This window comes from Streptomyces camponoticapitis (genome assembly GCF_014646115.1).
Taxonomy (GTDB): domain Bacteria; phylum Actinomycetota; class Actinomycetes; order Streptomycetales; family Streptomycetaceae; genus Streptomyces; species Streptomyces camponoticapitis.
The window spans coordinates 508,767-526,586 of record NZ_BMMV01000001.1; the positions used below are offsets into that span (position 1 = coordinate 508,767).

Consider the following 17,820-nt stretch of genomic DNA (forward strand, 5'->3'; position numbering starts at 1 on the left):
CCCCCGCGCCTCAGCCTCCCAGCGCCTCCGCCCGCTCGCGCGTCGCCCGTACCTCGTCCTCCGGACCCGGGGTGCCCTGCTCGGCCAGCCGGCGCCAGTGGCCCTCCGCCGTCCGGTAGTCGGCCCTGGCCGCGAAGGGGCGGCCCATCCGCTCGTACAGTTCGCCTCGGCCGTGCAGGGCGCGGGCCGCCGTGAGCGAGGGCGATTCGGTGGTCTCGCGCAGCGCCCTGCCGTAGGCGGACTCCACGGCGGCGTAGTGCGACTCCGGCTCCGGCAGGTCAAGCCGCGCGCGCCCCAGCGTCAGCCAGGCGCTCGCCCGGGTGGACGCGTCGGCCGCGCGGCGGGCGGCGAGCTCCAGCAGATGGCAGCCCTCGTAGACGTCGGGCAGGAAGCCGCTGCCCGCGCCGTCGCCCCGGTAGCGGTCCAGCAGGGCGGTACCGAGCAGCAGATGCAGGCGCCAGCGGAGCGGGGCCGAGGAGGACACGTTCGTGAGGGCCTCGCGCAGGATGCCCTCCGCGCGGTCGGGGCGGCGGGTCTCGGTGAGCAGCATCTCGCCCCATTCGGCGAGGAGTTCGCACCGGTCGTGGCTGTCGCGCGGTGCGCTGCGCTCAGCCTGCCGGTACGCGGTCGCCGCCGCCTCCCAGTCCCGTGCCTCCCGGTGGATCCGCGCCCGCTCGCGCCGGGCGCGCAGCAGCAGCGGGGCGCTGTCCTCGGCGGCCGTCTCGGCCTCGTCCGTCAGGGCGAGGAGTTCCGCCGGGTCCTTGTCCCGCGTCAGCCGCAGGGCGGACACGAGGTCGAGGAGTGCGCCGGCGCGGCGATGGGGCGGCGCCTCCAGCTCGCCCAACAGGACGAGCGCGGAACGCAGTTCACGTACCGCCGCCCCGGCGGGCTCGTCCCGTTCGGTCTCCGTCCTCGCGAGGTCGAGCAGCGCCCGGCCCATCCGGAGCCGGCGCGCCGTCTCCGTGGCGAGGTCTCCCGCGCCGGGAACCTCGGCCAGCCCGGCCACCGCCGCGCGCAGCCACCGCGTGTCACCGTCCTGGCGCCACAGTTCGTGCCGGACGTCCGCGCGGGCCACGGCCGTCGCCGGCTCCTCCCCGACGAGCAGCCGCTCGGCCCGTACCAGCAGGCGGTGCGCCTCCTCGGGATCGCGGCGCGCCTCCGCCGAGTTGGCGCGCGCGAACAGCACCCGCCCGAGCAGATGGCGTGAGCGTTCGTCGCCGTCGGCGGCCAGGGCCGCCTCGGCGAGCGCCTGCGCGTCGAAGAGCATCTGCCGGTCGCGCCGGTCACGCCACAGGCCGAGCAGCCGCTCGACCTCGTCCAGCCTGCCGGGCACCGGCCGTACTGGCTTGTACCAGCGCACCACCCGCGCGGGGACCTGCGCGAACAGCTCCTCGTCGGCCTGCGGCCCGCCGTCGGGGTCCTCCGGCACGCTCGCCTCGCCGGCCTCCAGCCCCTGGAGGCGGGCGACGGCCAGCGCCGGGAAGTTGCGCATGCCCTTGCCGAAGCGCCGGGTGACGTACTCCGACAGGTATTTGAGGACCAGTTCGGCGGCGCCCCGGTCGAGCATCTCCAGCAGCAGTTCGCGTACGCCGGGCGCGAAGTCGTAGCGCGGTCCCGGCACGCCGGCGGTGTCGGGCAGCCGCTCCAGCAGTCCGCCGAGGAGCACCTCGGCCAGCTGCATGGGTCCGGTGTCGGGGAGCAGCGCCTCCTGTACGAGCTGCATGACCGGCAGATAGAGCGGTACGGCGGCCAGATGCACGGCCAGCTCCAGCGCGCCGGGCGACGCGCCGGAGCGGAAGTCGCGCAGCCGCGCCTGCGGGGTGCGCGCGCCGCCGTACGGTCCCGACGCGGGCTGCGCCGGGTGCTGCGGCAGCACCCAGGCCGCCGCGCCGCGCATCGTACGGGTGCCGGTGCCGCCGAGCAGCTGGGCCCAGCGGCCGAGGACCCGGTCGGTCGGCAGCAGGACGGGCACGGGGCGCGCGCCGGCGGGCGGCGCCTCGCGGCCGTGCCGCTCGTCGGCGACGAACCGCATGCCGCGCCCCGCGCCGGGCTCGTGCACGAGCGTCCCGGGATCGGCGGGCAGCGCCGTACGGTCCCACAGGCGCGGCGGCAGTGGCTGGACGACGGCGATCTGGGAGGACTCGGCCCAGCGGTACAGCAGCCGCTGGGCGCCGCCGGACTGCCACAGCGGTCCCACACAGTCGCTGATGACGAGGGTGAGCCGGCGCCCGGTGACGTCGCGGTGCTGGTCGGCGGGGCGCAGCCGGGTGTGGTGCGGGTCGGGTCCGGTGCCGGCCATCGCGGAGCCGTCGGGACCCTGGTGCAGATAGTGCACCTGGACGTCGCGGAAGGCGCCGAGCCGTTCGCAGGCCTGCCGGAGCCGTTCCAGGGTCAGTTGCCACACGGAGGCGGTCGGGGAGGCGTCCATCAGGAGCTGGATCTCGGCCTCCCGGTGTGCGGCCGGGCGGCGTACCGGGCGCAGGAAGCCGTCGGCGGCGCTGCGTTCGGCGGTCGCCTCCTCGTCCAGTTCCGGACCGAGGACCGGGGGGACGGGCGGGCGGTAGCCGCGCAGCGGTCGCAGGGAGCGCTGGAGGCCCAGCATGCCGGAGAGGGCCCCGGTGGCGGGGGCCCGTATCGGGAACGACCGGGTCGGGACGGCGTCGGCGCCGGACGGCGCGTAGATCGAGAGGGGCGCGGTGTGCTCGGAGCTGCGGGCCGGGGGCTCGGGCCGGGGCCCGGGCCCTTCGGCGGGCGGCCGCACGGCCGCGTCGGGTTCGGTCTGCCGGTTGGTCGGTGGTTCATGATGCTCCGGACGATCCCCTGTCCGCGCCTGCGGAGCCGTCAGACGCGCCAGCCAGACGGCCTCGGCCAGCTCTCTGGCCGATACGTCGCGGCCCGCCGCGCGCAGCCGGCCGACGAGCTCCGCCAGCCCGGCGGCCACGGCGGAGGTCGGGGAGCCCGGCGGTGCGTCCGCGGACGCGCCCGGCGGTGCGCCGGAGGGGTCGCCCGCGTGCCCGGCGGGCGGCTGCTCCGTCCGGTGCTCCGGCTGCCCCTGTTCACCGGGGGGCGGGCGTGGTGTGGCGCCGGGGGGCGGGTCGGGGATGGTCACGCCATCACCTCGGACGGTCGAGAGGGCGGAGCAGCATCTCGGCGAGCCTGTTGCGGGTGACCTGTTCGGCGTCGGCGGCCCTCTGGGTCACATACAGAGCGTTCAGCAGCTGGTCGGTGGCGACGACCTCGCCGGGCTCCCGCTGGAGGAACCGCTCGATCAGCTCAGCGCCCTCCTCCAGGGCCTCCTCGCCCAGATGCGCCGCGACCATCGCGGCGAGCTGTTTTTCGCCGGGCGGCTTGAGGTCGAGCTGGATACAGCGGCGCAACAGGGCGGCGGGGAAGTCCCGTTCGCCGTTGGAGGTGAGGATGATGAACGGGAAGGCCGTGCACCGCACCCGGCCGCCCACCACGGTCACCGGCGACCCGTCGTCGGTGAGGACGTCGGTCGTGGGCTCCCGCTCGGCCCGCCGCTCCAGCTCCCGGATGGTGAACTCGCCCTCCTCCAGGACGTTCAGGAGGTCGTTCGGCAGGTCGATGTCGCTCTTGTCGAACTCGTCGATGAGCAGCACCCGGGGCAGTCCGTCGGGCGAGGGCAGCAGCGCCGTACCGAGCGGGCCGAGCCTGATGTACGAGCCGATGGGCGGCTGCGTGACCGCGTCGCCGGAGACCGCCCGGTCGAGCTGCACGTCCTGGAGCCGGCCGATGGCGTCGTAGTGGTAGAGGCCGTCCTGGAGGGTGGTGCGGCTGACGATCGGCCAGCGCAGCACGCGGCCGAGCCGCAGTTCGTGGGCGACCGCGTGCGCGAGCGTCGACTTTCCGGTGCCGGGAGTGCCGGTGACGAGCAGCGGACGGCGCAGCTGGAGTGCGGCGTTGACGGCCTCCACCTCTTCGGGGCGCGGGTGGAACGACTCCACCAGGCGGCGTTTGACGCCCAGCCGGCGGGCGTTGTCCACCTCTTCCGTGTCCGCCCCGTCCGCCGTCCCGTCCGCGCCGTCCCGTCCGTCGGCGCCGTCGGGGCTCCGCGCGGTGAACTCGCGCCAGGGAGGCGGGTCGGGTAATTGCCGCGCACCGTCGTGCGGCAGTCCCGCTCCTCGGTAGATGCGCCAGTCGCTCACTGTGGGCTCCTCATCGATGTCAGCCCGGCATGCGCCCGGCATCCTGGACGTCCGTACCCCGCTTGGCCGCTCATACCCCCTTCGCAGCAGGTCACTTGGGGGCAGCTGTCTGTCATAGGGGCGGGGCGTGCAGAGGTTCGTCGGGAAGCGCCGGCCTGTGGGGTGGATCGTAGATGAGCACGATGTGCCGTGCCCAGGCTGCGTCGTGATCGGCCCGGCCGGTCTGTCCGGGGTCGGCGCTGAGGTTGCGCAGCACCCGTACGCGTTCGCGCAGCGCGCTGCCGGTAGGTGCCTCACGCACCAACTGGGCGGCTCTTCGGTAGAACTCGGCGCAGTCGTCGTGTCCGTCCTCGGCGGCCCGGCGGCAGAGCACGGCGACATGGCCGGCGTGGAAGGCCCGGGTCAGGACGCGGGAGCCGCGCCCGGTGGCCGTACTCGCGCAGTACACCGGCAGGGACACGCCCGCGACGCCCGCCGCGCTCACCGACAGGCGCGCGTACGCGGCCTCCTCGCCCTCCGGCGCGCCGGCCGTGTGCCCCCAGTCCGGTACGTCCAGACAGAGCGGTACGGCCTCCAGCGGCCCTTGGTCGGTGGCGCGTCTGCCGCGGTTCCACTCCGGGGTCACGCCGTCGCGCCGGCGCAACTGGTCGCGCAGGGCGACGACTCGGCGCCGTCCGATCGGGAGCGTGTGCACGCTGGGCGGTTCGTCGGCGCCCGGCAGCCGGGAGCGCCATTCGTCGACGGGCTCGTCGAAGAGCGCGCGGGGCAGCAGGAAGTCGACGGCCGCGACGTAACTCCCGGCGTCGGCGCGGGCCAGCGCCTCGCTCAGACCCTGGCGTACGGCGGCCTCCAGCCCGGTGCGCGGGACGCCCTCCTCGTCGTACCGGATGGTGGTCGTGCCGCCGTCGGGGTCCAGCAGTTGCACCCGCCAGGGGTGGGTGCCGTAGATCTCCGGCTCGATGACGACGAGTACGTCGTCGTGCGCCGCGTGGCCGGGGCCGGTGGGCGCGCCGTCGTCCGCCCCGTCGCCGGCGCTGTCGCCGTCCGCGAGGAGCGCCAGGCTCTCCTCGCGGATCACGTCGGTCTCCAGGGAGTTGGCGGCCGTCTCCACCCACTGGCGGAGCTTCTTGGCGGCCGGGGTGTCACGGGGCGCGCGCAGGGTGCCGTACACCATCGCCGCGTACAGGACGACGGCTTCCTGTTCGAGATCACGTCCCGCGAGGGCGCCTTCGGTGTGCTCGCGCGGGTCGTAGAGCAGGCCCGAGCCCTCGCGCCAGCTGCGCGGGTCGTTGGACTCGATGCGCTGCGGACTGCGCAGCAGGCGCCGGCTCGCGCCGTTGACCAGGTGCAGCACCTGGCCGGGGCCCGACGGCGGTTCGACGTCGGCGAAGAGCCCGTAGAGCTGGGTGCGCGCCTGCGGGGTGAAGCTGTGCGGCTGGCCCTGCGTCACCGCGAGGCGGGTGTGCAGCCGGGGCCAGCTCTCGCCGGAGCCCTCGAAGCGCCGCAGATGATGACGGTCGTGGGCGCCGACGACCTCCGTCCAGAGGGATTCGGCGCCCTGGTCGCAGAGCGTGCGCAGCGCGGTGACGGACTCGGCGCGGCCGATGGTGGCGTCGCCCTGGCCCTTGCCCTTGATGACGCCGATGACTGATCCGTGCCGAGTGTCGATGACCGGGCCGCCGGAACAGCCGTGCAGCACCAGGCCGTTCTGGAGCCACATCGGGTTTCTGCGGCGTCCGCCGGTGGCCATCGCCGTCGTGGAGAGGAACTCCTCGCCGCCGTGCGCCCCCGACGGCTGCGCCCAGCCGTACAGCTCGACCTCGGCGGGTGTCGGCGCCGAACGGTCGCTGAGCCAGAGGCAGTCGGCGAAGTCCGCGCCCGGCACCCGCACGAGCGCGAGGTCGTGACCGGCGAGGAGATGCGCGATCTCGCCCTCGAAGCGCTCGTCCTCGTAGGTGGTGACCGTGACTGTGCCCCCTGGCTCCCGCTCCATCGCACCCACCCTCTTGTCCACGACATGCGCGCAGGTCACGACCCATTCGGGGGCGACGAAGAAACCGCTGCCCCAGAATCCGGCACTGTCTGCGTCATACCCGTCGGCGGCCGGGCCGATGCGGACGACTCCCCGGCTCACGGGGTCTTCGAGGGAGCTCATGCGTCAACACACGGGGTGTACGAGGGCGTTGGAAGGGCGCGCGCCGGTAGGCCACGTTCCGGAACAGCGCGTTCTCCCCCGCCGAGCGACACGCGGACCTGAGCGTCTGTCATCCGTACCCCGTTCCCCCGAAGTTGAGGCAAGTGGGACGAGGCTAACCGGATGATCCCGGAGTGGGGAGTGGTTCCGGTCCCGGCGAGCCCTGCGGCCCGGGCGGGCGGGCCGGTGCGGGGGGCGGCGGTGGGGCGCCGGGGGGTGGGGGCACGGGTGGGACGTGAGGGGCGGATGGCACGGGCGGGCCGTCGGGGGCAGGGGGTACTGGCGGGCCGTCCGCCGCGGCGGTCGCCGGCGGCGCGTCGGAGGTGGCCGGCTCGCGGCCCGGCTGCCAGGTGAGGGTGACGGAGATGGACGCCTTGGCCTCCCCGTCCGCCAGGACGGCCGCCACCGCCGCGCCGGGCTTCATCGCCAGCTCGATGCCGAACGTGGCACTGACCTCGCTCGGTCCCGCCGCCCGCGCGGCGTCCATCACGGTCGCGCCGACGGCCGCGATCACGTCGTTGACGCGGGTCACGCCCGTGCGGAGCCGGTCGACGGCTCCGACGTCGTCGAACGCCGAGTCGTCCGGGCGCAGCACACCGACCCTGGCGAGAATGACCTGCCCACCGGGCAGGACCACCTCCTGTACGTCATGGCCGCCTCGTATGTCGCGGTCCACCGCCACCCCTCCCCCGCTCGCCGTGCACCGATGTGTTCGGGATACCTCCCCTCCCCACCAGGTAGTTACGCTGTTCGCATGTACTTCACCGATCGCGGGATCGAGGAACTGGAAAAGCGGCGCGGCGAGGAGGAAGTGACCTTCGAGTGGCTGGCCGAGCAGCTGCGTACGTTCGTCGATCTCAACCCGGACTTCGAGGTTCCGGTGGAACGCCTGGCGACCTGGCTGGCGCGGCTGGACGACGACGAGGACGACTGACGGCCCCCGTCTACGAGGGGCCGACTCGGCGCGGGTCCGACGCGGCACAGGTATCGCGATAGGTCTTGACTTCCCTCGCCCACGATATATCGTGTTGAGCAAGAGACGCGATATGTTGCGTCGTGGCCGGCCCAGGGGAGTCAGCACCATGGCAGAGTCGACGTGGCAAGTCAGCGAGCCGAAGAAGCTGACGTTCGACGACCCCGTGACGGCGCTCAGCGTGCGCATCGCGAACGGCACCGTCAATGTCGTCGGCATCGACGAGACCGTCCTGGCAGAACAGGGCGGCGCGCGTCTGGAGATCTCCGAGATCCAGGGCCCGCCCCTGATCGTGACCCGCACGGGCAGCACGCTCACCATCGCCTACGAGGACCTGCCCTGGCAGAACTTCCTCAGCTGGCTCGACCCCAAGGGCCACCGGCGCCGCGCCGTCGTCTCCCTCAGGGTCTCGGCGACGGCGAGCGTCGAGGTCGGCGTCGTCGGCGCGGGCGCCGTGATCTCCGGGATCAGGGGGCGTACGGACATACGCGGTGTTCACGGGGACACCACCCTCGTCCGCCTCGCCGGCCGGGTCCGCGCGGAGACCGTCACCGGGAACGTCGAGGCCCAGGCGGTCACCGGCGACCTCCGCTTCAACTCGGTCTCCGGTGATCTGACCGTCGTGGACTGCGGAGGATCCTCCGTACGGGCCGAGACCATCAGCGGCGACATGGCCATCGACCTGGAGTCCGCCGGCAAACCCACCGACATCAAGGTCAACACGGTCTCGGGCGAGGTCGCCATCAGGCTGCCGCACCCGGCGGACGCGACGGTCGAGGCGAACACGACGAGCGGTTCGGTCTCCAACGCGTTCGACGATCTGCGCGTCGGTGGACACTGGGGCTCGAAGAAGATCACCGGCACGCTCGGATCGGGTACGGGGCAGCTCAGGGCGGCTACGGTGTCCGGTTCGATCGCCCTCCTGCGGAGGCCGGCGAAGGAACCGTACGACTCGGGCCCCCCGGCACCCGCGGATCCCCCGCCGACGGACGCCGCACCCGTGGACGCCGCACCCCTGGACGCCGTCGCCGACGACGCGACGCCGGCCGACAAGAAGGAGCTCTGACATGCCCCCGGTCTTCGCCCACGGCCGCCTCCGCCTCTATCTGCTCAAGCTGCTCGACGAGGCGCCGCGCCACGGGTACGAGGTGATCCGGCTGCTGGAGGAGCGCTTCCAGGGCCTGTACGCGCCCTCCGCCGGCACGGTCTACCCGCGGCTGTCCAAACTGGAGGCCGAGGGCCTGGTCACGCACGCCACCGAGGGCGGCCGCAAGGTCTACTCGATCACCGAGGCGGGCCGCGAGGAGTTGGCGGGCCGCAGCGGTGAACTGGCCGACCTGGAGCTGGAGATCCGCGAGTCCGTCTCCGAACTCGCGGCGGAGATCCGCGACGACGTACGGGGCGCGGCGGGCCAGCTGCGCAACGAGATGCGCGCGGCGGCGGCGTCCGCGTCGGCGGGCACGCCGGCGGGCGGCGCCTCCGACCGGGAGAACGCGCCCGGGGACGGCGAGTCCTGGCGCGCGGCGAAGGAGGAGCTGCGCCGCGCGAAGCAGGAGTGGAAGGAACAGGCCCGCCGCGCGAAGGACGAGTCCCGCCGGGCACGCGAGGACGCGCAACAGGCGCGCCGCCAGGCGAAGGAGGCCCAGGAGACGGCCCGCCAGGAGATGCTGCGCATCGCCAAGCAGGTCCAGGACCAGGTCCAGGGCCACTTCTCGCGCGGCGACTGGCCGACGGGCGTACGGGAGGGCCTGTCCGAACTGTCCACGCAGCTCGGGGGTCTGGCGAAGGGCTCCGCATGGCCCCCGTACGTCAAACCGGACCCGGCGGACACCGACCCCGGCTGGGCACGGGACACCCCGCAGACGGGAGATCCGGCCCGCGACCTGGACCGCCTGCTGGACCGCTTCCGCGACGACGTCCGCGACGCGGCCCGCGACCACGGAGTGACGGAGGCCCAACTCGCGGAGGCCCGCACCCACTTGTCGACGGCGGCGGCCCACATCGGAGCCCTGCTGCGAAAGCCTCCGGCGTAACGGGGTGCGTTTCGCCCGGGATCCGATGGTTGACGGGACCGGCCGGGCAGTCGATCGATGAGTTCCGGGCCGCGCGGAGGTCAGAGTCTGCGGGACGGCCGCGCGGACCCGCGCGGCCGTACCCGAGGGAGACTCATGGCCAAGCTCATCTACTCGATGATCACCTCGCTCGACGGCTACGCCGAGGCCGTGGAGGGGGACCTCGGTACCGGGGCCGAGGACCAGGAGGTGCATACCTTCGTCAACGACCTCTTCCGGCCCGTCGGCACGTACCTCTACGGCCGGCGCATGTACGAGACGATGGTCTACTGGGAGACCGCGCACACCGAGCCCGAACAGCCGCCGCACATCCTGCAGTACGCCCGCGACTGGCAGGCCGCTGAGAAGGTCGTGTACTCCACGACGCTTGAGTCGGTGTCCAGCGCGAAGACCCGGATCGAGCGGGCCTTCGACCCCGACGCGGTGCGCAGGCTCAAGGCCGAGGCCGATCACGACCTCACCGTCGACGGCCCGAACCTCGCGGCCCAGGCGATCGCGGCCGGGCTCGTGGACGAGTACCACCTGTTCATCACCACGAGCGTGGTCGGCGGCGGCAAGCGGTTCTTCCCCGACGGCGTGCGCCTCGATCTCGAACTCGTCGAGGAGCGTGCCTTCGACAGCGGACTGATCTACGCGCGCTACCGGACCCGCTGACCCGCGGGCGGGTACCGGGGCGACGAACCGCACCCCACCGACAAACGCAACCCAACCAACCCCGCCCATTCACCCGCACCTGGTGGGATCCTCGCGCCGTCGAATCCCAACCAGGAGGCGCTAGTGAATCTGCTTGTCAACGGTGACGCCGAGAAGGGGCCGGGAGGAACCGCCGAGCCCGTCGGGCGAGTCGTCGGCTGGACCGTACGGCAGGGCGCGCCCGCGCTCGTCGGGTACGACGTCGGGGGCGGGTACCCCACGCCCGCGGATCCCGGTCCGGGCGGCGCAGCGGCCGGGGCGCGGTTCTTCTCCGGGGGGAACAGCCCCCTCACCACACTCGTACAGGAGGCGGACCTGCCCGCCGGCGGAGCCACCGGGCACCGTGCCGTCGACGCCGGACGCGTCCGGTACGTGCTGAGCGGCTGGCTCGGCGGGTACGCCGGGCAGGAGGACGGGGCCAGGCTGTCCGTCGAGTTCCGGGACCGCGCCGGGACCCCCCTCGCGCTCTCCGTCCTCGGCCCCGTCAGCGCCGCCGAACGCGGCAACGTCACCGCCCTGGTGGAGCGCAGTGCCGAGGCCGCCGTACCGCCGGGCGCCCGGTCCGCCCACGTACAGCTGTCGTTCACCCGCAGTGGCGGGGGCACGTCGAACGACGGCTACGCGGACGGGATCTCACTCCGGCTGACTGCTTCGGGAAGGCACTCGTGACTCTCAACAGACGTGATCTGCTCAAGGCCGCCGGCGCCGCGGGCGCGCTCAACGCGGTCTGGCCCCTGACCGCCGGACTCTCGCCCGCGCAGGCGCGCGAGGCCGCCGAGGCGCTCGGATCGACGTACGACAAGGCGCCGTTCACGCTCGGCGTCGCGTCCGGCGACCCGCAGCCCACCGGCGTCGTGCTCTGGACGCGCCTCGCGCCCGAGCCGTTCGCCGAGCCGGGCGAGCAGAAGCTCGACGAGGTCGTCGACGTCCGCTGGGTCGTCGCCGAGGACCGCGCCCTGCGCCGCGTCGTCGCGCGCGGCACCGTCCCCGCGTCCGCGACCCTGGCGCACAGCGTGCACGTACCGGTGGGCGGGCTGCGCCCCGGCCGTACGTACTACTACGCCTTCACCGCGCTCGGCAGGACGAGCCGCCTGGGTCGGACCCGTACCGCGCCCGCCGGCCGTGTCCGCTCCGCCCGCTTCGCCACCGCCAACTGCCAGAGCTACCCGTCCGGCCACTACGCCGCGCTGCGCGGAATCGCGCGCGAGGACCTGGACTTCGTCATCCACCTCGGTGACTACATATACGAGTACGGCCCCGAGGGCAGCGACATCCGTGACCACAACGGCCCGGAGATCCTCACGCTGCGGGACTACCGGGTACGCCACGCCCTCTACAAGGGCGACCCGTCGCTGCGCGAGGCACACGCCGCCCACCCGTGGTTCCTCACCTGGGACGACCACGAGGTGTCCAACGACTACAGCGGTACGGGCGGCGGCGCCCCGTTCATGCGGCGCAGGGCCGCCGCGTACCAGGCGTGGTACGAGCACCAGCCGCACCGCGGCGCGGGCGAGTCCGTGCTGCCGGACATCGACATCCACCGGGTGCGCCGCTGGGGCGACCTGCTGGAGCTGGCCGTACTCGACCTGCGGCAGTACCGCTCCGCGCAGAACCTCCCCGACGGCACCATCCTGGGCGCCGACCAGAAGGCCTGGCTGAAGAAGACCGTCGACCGCGCGCCCGACAGCTGGCACATCTGGGCCAACTCGATCATGCTCAGCCAGCTGCGCGGCCGCCCCGGTGGCGGCTTCATGTTCACCGACCAGTGGGACGGCTTCCTCGGCGAGCGCAAGGAGGTGCTGGAGCACGTACGCACCAGCGGCCTCGAAGACCTCGTGGTCCTCACCGGCGACTGGCACTCCGCGTTCGTCGACGACATCCGGCCGGACTTCGACAACACCGAATCGCCCGTCGTCGGAACGGAGTTCACCGCGCACTCGGTCACTTCCGGCGCGTACGACGCGCAGTGGAACGCCACCAACGGTCCGCTGATGGGCGCGGCCAACCCGCACCTCCAGTACTTCGAGGGCAACCACTACGGCTACGACGTGTACGAGGTCACGCCGGAACGTTTCACCACCCATATGCGGGTCATCGACGACCGCCGCGACCCGGCCTCCCCCGTCTCCACCCTGACCACCTTCCATGTGGACCGGGGCACGGCGGGCGCGTACGAGGACCCGGCGACGAAGTCGTCGCCCGCGCAGTACCGCAGGGACTGACCGCCACGTCCCCGCGGCCCGGAGCCGGACGGGCCGGTTCGAAGTGGCGTCCTACGCCCGCGGCGCGGGCCAGGAGAGCGCCTCCTGGCAGACGCCACTTCGGACCGACTCGTCTAGGGTCGAGGCCATGTTCGCCGCCTACGCAGCCCGCATCGACCGCGACCAGCCCATCAACGGCCTTGAACTGGGCGACCGCCCGGCTCCGGAGCCGCGCCCCGGCTGGTCCACCGTGACCGTGAAAGCCGCCTCGCTCAACCACCACGACCTCTGGACCCTGCGCGGGGTCGGGATCACGGAGGACCGCTTGCCCATGATCCTCGGCTGCGACGCCGCCGGGATCGACGAGGAGGGCAACGAGGTCGTCATCCACTCCGTCGTCGGACAGACCGGCCACGGCGTCGGCCCCCGCGAGCCCCGCTCGATCCTCACCGAGCGCCACCAGGGCACCTTCGCCGAGCAGGTCTCCGTCCCCACCTGGAATCTGCTGCCCAAGCCCGCGGCGCTGAGCTTCGAAGAGGCCGCCTGTCTGCCGACCGCCTGGCTGACCGCGTACCGGATGCTGTTCACCAACGCCGGTGTACGGCCCGGGGATTCCGTCCTCGTCCAGGGCGCGGGCGGCGGTGTCGCGACCGCGGCGATCGTCCTCGGGAAGGCTGCCGGGATGCGGGTGTACGCCACCAGCCGCGACGAGGCCAAGCGCAAGCGCGCCGTCGAGCTGGGCGCCACCGAGGCGTTCGAGCCCGGCGCTCGGCTGCCGCACCGGGTGGACGCCGTCCTGGAGACGGTCGGCGCCGCGACCTGGTCGCACTCGGTCAAGTCCCTTCGGCCCGGCGGCACGCTGGTGATCTCCGGCGCCACGAGCGGCGACCGCCCCTCGCACGCCGAGCTGACCCGGATCTTCTTCCTGGAGCTGAGGATCGTCGGCTCGACGATGGGCACCAAGGACGAACTGGAGGACCTGCTGTCCTTCTGTACGACGACGGGCATCCGTCCGGTGATCGACACCGTCCTGCCGCTGGACCGCGCACGCGAGGGCTTCGAGCGGATGACCGACGGCGATCTGTTCGGCAAGATCGTGCTGACCCGCTGAGGGGTGCCATGACCGCGCTGCTGCCGTTGCTGCTGGTCGTCGGCTGTCTCGCCGCGGTCATGGGCTTCTTCGGTTGGCTCGCGCTGCTCGTCCGGAGACGGGGCAGCGCGGGCGCGGCCATCACCGCGGCCATGGCCTCGTACGACGAGGCGTTCCGGGTGACCGCGCACGAGGCGCACTACGAGATCCAGGCACGGGCCGAGCTGCGGATCCCGCTGCCCTCCCCCGACGATCCGGCCCGCCGGCCCGCCGACGGCCTTGACCCGTCCGGGCGTTCGGGCCCCCGGCCTCCTGCCCGCCGACGTTCCGTACTTCGGCGCTGGGCGCGGCGGCTGCGCGGCCGAGATGTCAATCTCGGTTGACATGGCTCGCTTGTCAACGTAAATTGACACCATGACCGATGCAACGGATCTCGCCGAACGGGCGGGCGACCGCGATCCCCGCGTCGGGCTGCGAGCGGTCGCCGCGCTGCGGCGGCTGCTCGAACAGCTCGAAGCCGTCCAGGTGCGCAGCGCACGGAACCAGGGCTGGTCGTGGCAGGAGATCGCGACCCAGCTCGGTGTCAGCAGGCAGGCGGTACACAAGAAGTACGGGAGGCAGTGATGTTCGAACGGTTCACGAAGGGCGCGCGCGCCGTGGTGACGGGCGCCGTCGCCCAGGCCGAACGCACGGCGTCGCCCCAGGTCACCGACGAGCACATGCTGCTCGCGCTGCTGGACTCGGAAGGGACGCGATCGGCGTTCGCCTTCGCCTCGCTCGGCATCCTTGACCAGCGCGCCTCCGTGGAGGCGGGGCTGGCGGACGCGCGCAGGCGGGGCGGCATGTCGTCCGCCGACGCGGCGGCGCTCGCCGAGATCGGGATCGACGTCGGGCAGATCGTCTCGAAGGTCGAGGAGGCGCACGGCCCGGGCGCGATGGGGGTCGGCGGGACGGCGAAGCGGGGGTGGACGTCGCACAAGAAGTTCGCGCCCGAGGCGAAGAAGGCGCTGGAGCAGTCCCTGCGGGTCGCGCTGGGACGCGGCGACAAGGAGATCACCGACGGCCACATCCTGCTCGCGCTGACGGCGCGGCCGGGGGTGGTGTCGGACGTGCTCGCGGACCACGGGGGGACGTACGGGGCGGTGGAGCGGGCGCTGTTCGGGGCAGCGGGGTAGCGTCCGGCCCGGTGTCGCCGTCCGGCGCGGTTGTTGGGTCTTGGTTGCTGCCGGTGCCCGGGGGGCGGGGTTCGGGGCCTCCGGAGGGGTATGTCCGGACGGCGTGATTTACGGCGCGCGCACCGCTCGTTGGACCCGAGGAGACGTTCTTGTTCCCGCGCCACAAATCAGCCCAAGTGTCCGAACACACCCCTCCTACGACCCCGCCCCCCTCACGCCAGTGGGGGATCCGCACAAGCCCCCCGTCACTCCGGGCCCGCGGGATGGAAGGGGACGCAGGGGTCGTGTCCGGACACTTGGGCTGATTTGTGCCGCGTGGACCTGCTGGTTCCCCCGGGTCCAACGAACGTTGCACGCGGCGTAAATCACGCCGTCCGGGCATGACCCCGGAGCGGCACCCGGACACGACGGCGACCACCCCCAGCCCGGCCGGCGCTTGAGGCCGACCCGGCCCCGTCAGGGCCGCCCCCCGCCGGGGGAGGCGGGAGGCGGCCCGGCAGGAGGGTTACCGCCGCGCGACCCCCTCCGCCCGCGCCGCCGCCGCGACCGCCGACGTCACCGCCGGGGCCACCCGCTCGTCGAACGGGGACGGGATCACGTAGTCAGCCGACAGCTCGTCACCGACCACGTCCGCCAGCGCGTTCGCCGCCGCGATCTTCATGCCCTCCGTGATGCGTGACGCCCGCACCTGGAGCGCGCCCGCGAAGATCCCGGGGAACGCCAGCACGTTGTTGATCTGGTTCGGGTAGTCGCTGCGCCCCGTCGCCACCACCGCCGCGTACTGGTGCGCGATGTCCGGGTGGACCTCCGGGTTCGGGTTGGCCATGGCGAAGACGAACGCCCCGGGCGCCATCGACGCGATCGCCGGCTCCGGGACCGTACCGCCGGAGACGCCGATGAAGACGTCCGCGCCCGAGAGCGCGGCCTCCAGCGACCCCGAGAGGCCCCCGTGGTTCGTGATCTCGGCCAGCTCGCGCTTGACGTCGGTCAGGTCGTCGCGGTCGGGGCTGACGATGCCCTTGCGGTCGGCGACCGACACGTCGCCGATCCCCGCCGCCAGCAGGAACTTCGCGATGGCGACCCCCGCCGCGCCCGCCCCGGAGATGACGGCGCGCAGTTCGCCGAGCGTGCGCCCGGTGAGCTTCGCCGCGTTCCGCAGGGCGGCCAGCGTGACGACGGCCGTGCCGTGCTGGTCGTCGTGGAAGACGGGGATGTCGAGCCGCTCCTGGAGGCGGCGCTCGATCTCGAAGCAGCGCGGCGCCGAGATGTCCTCCAGGTTGACCCCGCCGAAGGAAGGCGCGAGCCGCACGACGGTGTCGATGATCTCGTCGGTGTCGGTCGTGGCCAGCGCCAGCGGCACCGCGTCGACACCGCCGAACTGCTTGAAGAGGATCGCCTTCCCCTCCATCACGGGGAGCGACGCCTCCGGGCCGATGTCGCCGAGGCCGAGGACCGCGGTCCCGTCTGTCACGACTGCGACGACCTGCGACTTCCAGGTGTAGTCGTGGACCAGTTCCGGGTTCTCCGCGATCGCCGTGCACACCTTGGCGACGCCCGGCGTGTATGCGAGGGACAGGTCGTCCTTGTCCCGAACGGGCACGGTGGCCTGAATGGCCATCTTCCCGCCGCGGTGCAGCGCGAAGGCCGGATCGAAGGGCTCGTCCGTGACGTCGTCGGCGACGCCGTCACCGTCACCGACGACGTCCCGGACGCTTTCGCTTTCGCTCTCGCTGCGAGGATTCACGATCTCCGCTGCCATGTTCTTGACCCCTTAAGTCTCTTCATCAGTTGAGGGTGTCCACTCCTGGGTTACGGAGGGGTGGGCGGGCACCGCGTACATGACCTGTTATCGGCGGTCGGGAGGCCGAACAGGAGGAGGTACATACGCGCCGGGCGCACCGCACACGCGCCCTGAGCCCCGGATGAGGGGTGTCGGTGTCCTTCATACCGGACGGGCCGGACGTCCACGACTCCTTCTACAAGCGGTGACATGACTCATAGCGGAGTTTCAGGACACATCCGCTGCACGACACGAAACCGCCCGGAGGGAGGGGACGGACCGGAGATTGTCCGGCCGGAAGAAGGCACTCCAGTAGATGGTCCGGTCTTGATCCGCCGGTCTGCCGGTACACGGGGGTCACCCGTTATCCGATTTTGACATGACGGGGCCCCTGAACGGTCCAGTCCGAATGGCAAGATGCCCTAATCAATCACACACGGTCGCGACACTCGATGACGCGTGCCCACCGCGTGGTAATTCCCTCGTCCGCCGGAGGATCCTCATCATGACCGCCAGCTTCACCAGTCGTACCACCGCCGGGAAGTCCCGGATCGCCGCGGTCGGCGCGATCGCGGTCGCCGGCGCGCTGCTGCTGACCGCCTGTGGCGACCAGACCGAAGGCGACAAGAAGGACCCCGCCGCCTCCACGAAGAGCGCCCCGCTGGCCGATCAGCTGCCGAAGGCGATCGCGGACAAGGGTGTCATCAAGGTGGGTTCCGACATCGCGTACCCGCCGGTCGAGTTCAAGGACGACGCCGGCAAGACCGTCGGTATCGACCCGGACATCGCCGACGCGCTCGGCAAGCAGCTCGGCGTGAAGTTCGAGTTCGAGAACGGCACGTTCGACACGCTTCTCACGGGTCTGCGCTCCAAGCGCTACGACATAGCCATGTCGGCCATGACCGACACCAAGGCCCGCCAGGACGGCGTGGACTCCGAGACCGGCAAGAAGGTCGGCGAGGGTGTCGACTTCGTCGACTACTTCACCGCCGGTGTCTCGATCTACACCAAGAAGGGCGACGACAAGGGCATCGCGGCCTGGTCGGACCTCTGCGGCAAGAAGATGGTCGTCCAGCGCGGCACCGTCTCGCACGACCTGGCGAAGGCCGAGTCGACGAAGTGCACGGACGGCGGCAAGAAGGCCATCGCCATCGAGCCGTTCGACAACGACCAGCAGGCCCAGACGCGGCTGCGCGCCGGCGGCGCCGACGCCGGCTCGTCGGACTTCCCGGTCGCGGCGTACGCGGTGAAGACCTCGGGCGGCGGCAACGACTTCCAGCTCGTCGGCGAGCAGATCGAGGCCGCCCCGTACGGCATCGCGGTCGCCAAGGGCAACGACGACCTGAGCAAGGCGCTGAAGGCCGCGCTCGACGCGATCATCGCCAACGGCGAGTACGACAAGATCATCGCGAAGTGGGGCGTCGATGCCGGCGCGGTCAAGGAAGCCACGATCAACGCCGGCACCTGATCGCGCCC

General features: G+C 72.5%; 16 protein-coding genes. 11 read left to right on the forward strand and 5 right to left on the reverse strand.

Annotation, left to right across the window (positions count from 1 at the left end):
• Nucleotides 1–10: 10 nt before the first annotated feature.
• From IEY79_RS02150 to IEY79_RS02165, 4 genes are all read right to left on the reverse strand, one after another.
• On the reverse strand, nt 11–3,109 hold the full coding sequence (locus IEY79_RS02150) for an SAV_2336 N-terminal domain-related protein (protein ID WP_189105490.1): 3,099 nt from the start codon (nt 3,107–3,109) through the stop codon (nt 11–13).
• Between the two features lie 4 nt (nt 3,110–3,113).
• Nucleotides 3,114–4,166 (reverse strand): AAA family ATPase, encoded by a 1,053-nt coding sequence (locus tag IEY79_RS02155; RefSeq protein WP_189105491.1) that lies wholly within the window; start codon nt 4,164–4,166, stop codon nt 3,114–3,116.
• A 112-nt stretch (nt 4,167–4,278) separates the two neighbouring features.
• Entirely contained in the window at nt 4,279–6,321 is a 2,043-nt protein-coding gene (locus IEY79_RS02160; RefSeq protein WP_189105492.1) for a VMAP-C domain-containing protein, read from the reverse strand.
• Nucleotides 6,322–6,475: 154 nt separating this feature from the next.
• Nucleotides 6,476–7,036 (reverse strand): CU044_2847 family protein, encoded by a 561-nt coding sequence (locus tag IEY79_RS02165; RefSeq protein ID WP_189105493.1) that lies wholly within the window; start codon nt 7,034–7,036, stop codon nt 6,476–6,478.
• Between the two features lie 78 nt (nt 7,037–7,114).
• Between IEY79_RS02165 and IEY79_RS02170 the strand changes: the two genes are divergently transcribed.
• The 10 genes from IEY79_RS02170 to IEY79_RS02215 all read left to right on the forward strand — a co-directional run bounded on the left by IEY79_RS02170 (nt 7,115) and on the right by IEY79_RS02215 (nt 14,564).
• Entirely contained in the window at nt 7,115–7,294 is a 180-nt protein-coding gene (locus IEY79_RS02170; protein WP_189105494.1) for a DUF6104 family protein, read from the forward strand.
• 148 nt (nt 7,295–7,442) lie between these two features.
• Nucleotides 7,443–8,399 carry a DUF4097 family beta strand repeat-containing protein gene (locus tag IEY79_RS02175; RefSeq protein WP_189105495.1) on the forward strand — a complete coding sequence of 319 codons (957 nt, stop codon included), beginning with the start codon at nt 7,443–7,445 and terminating at the stop codon, nt 8,397–8,399.
• A gap of 1 nt (nt 8,400) precedes the next feature.
• Nucleotides 8,401–9,366 (forward strand): PadR family transcriptional regulator, encoded by a 966-nt coding sequence (locus IEY79_RS02180; protein ID WP_189105496.1) that lies wholly within the window; start codon nt 8,401–8,403, stop codon nt 9,364–9,366.
• 135 nt (nt 9,367–9,501) lie between these two features.
• Nucleotides 9,502–10,059, forward strand: a complete 558-nt coding sequence (locus IEY79_RS02185; RefSeq protein ID WP_189105497.1) for a dihydrofolate reductase family protein — start codon at nt 9,502–9,504, stop codon at nt 10,057–10,059.
• Between the two features lie 123 nt (nt 10,060–10,182).
• Complete coding sequence (locus tag IEY79_RS02190; protein WP_189105498.1) at nt 10,183–10,767, forward strand: phosphoesterase; 585 nt, start codon at nt 10,183–10,185, stop codon at nt 10,765–10,767.
• Nucleotides 10,764–12,320 (forward strand): alkaline phosphatase D family protein, encoded by a 1,557-nt coding sequence (locus IEY79_RS02195; protein WP_189105499.1) that lies wholly within the window; start codon nt 10,764–10,766, stop codon nt 12,318–12,320. Before IEY79_RS02190 ends, IEY79_RS02195 begins: the two co-directional genes overlap by 4 nt.
• Before the next feature lie 127 nt (nt 12,321–12,447).
• Nucleotides 12,448–13,410 carry a zinc-binding dehydrogenase gene (locus tag IEY79_RS02200; RefSeq protein ID WP_189105500.1) on the forward strand — a complete coding sequence of 321 codons (963 nt, stop codon included), beginning with the start codon at nt 12,448–12,450 and terminating at the stop codon, nt 13,408–13,410.
• 8 nt (nt 13,411–13,418) lie between these two features.
• The gene (locus IEY79_RS02205; RefSeq protein WP_189105501.1) at nt 13,419–13,772 is read left to right on the forward strand and encodes a hypothetical protein; all 354 of its coding nucleotides are present in this window, start codon (nt 13,419–13,421) and stop codon (nt 13,770–13,772) included.
• A 31-nt stretch (nt 13,773–13,803) separates the two neighbouring features.
• Nucleotides 13,804–14,013, forward strand: coding sequence for a helix-turn-helix domain-containing protein (locus IEY79_RS02210; protein ID WP_189105502.1), 210 nt, complete (start codon nt 13,804–13,806; stop codon nt 14,011–14,013).
• A complete protein-coding gene (locus tag IEY79_RS02215) occupies nt 14,013–14,564 on the forward strand; it encodes a Clp protease N-terminal domain-containing protein (RefSeq protein ID WP_189105503.1) in 552 nt (183 codons plus the stop codon). The genes IEY79_RS02210 and IEY79_RS02215 overlap by 1 nt, the downstream gene beginning before the upstream one ends.
• A 505-nt stretch (nt 14,565–15,069) precedes the next feature.
• Here the strand turns inward: IEY79_RS02215 and IEY79_RS02220 are convergent.
• Nucleotides 15,070–16,323 (reverse strand): NAD(P)-dependent malic enzyme, encoded by a 1,254-nt coding sequence (locus IEY79_RS02220; protein ID WP_189105504.1) that lies wholly within the window; start codon nt 16,321–16,323, stop codon nt 15,070–15,072.
• A 526-nt stretch (nt 16,324–16,849) separates the two neighbouring features.
• On the opposite strand from IEY79_RS02220, the gene IEY79_RS02225 reads away from it, so the two are divergent.
• A complete protein-coding gene (locus IEY79_RS02225) occupies nt 16,850–17,812 on the forward strand; it encodes an ABC transporter substrate-binding protein (protein ID WP_189105505.1) in 963 nt (320 codons plus the stop codon).
• The last annotated feature ends 8 nt before the right edge of the window (nt 17,813–17,820 follow it).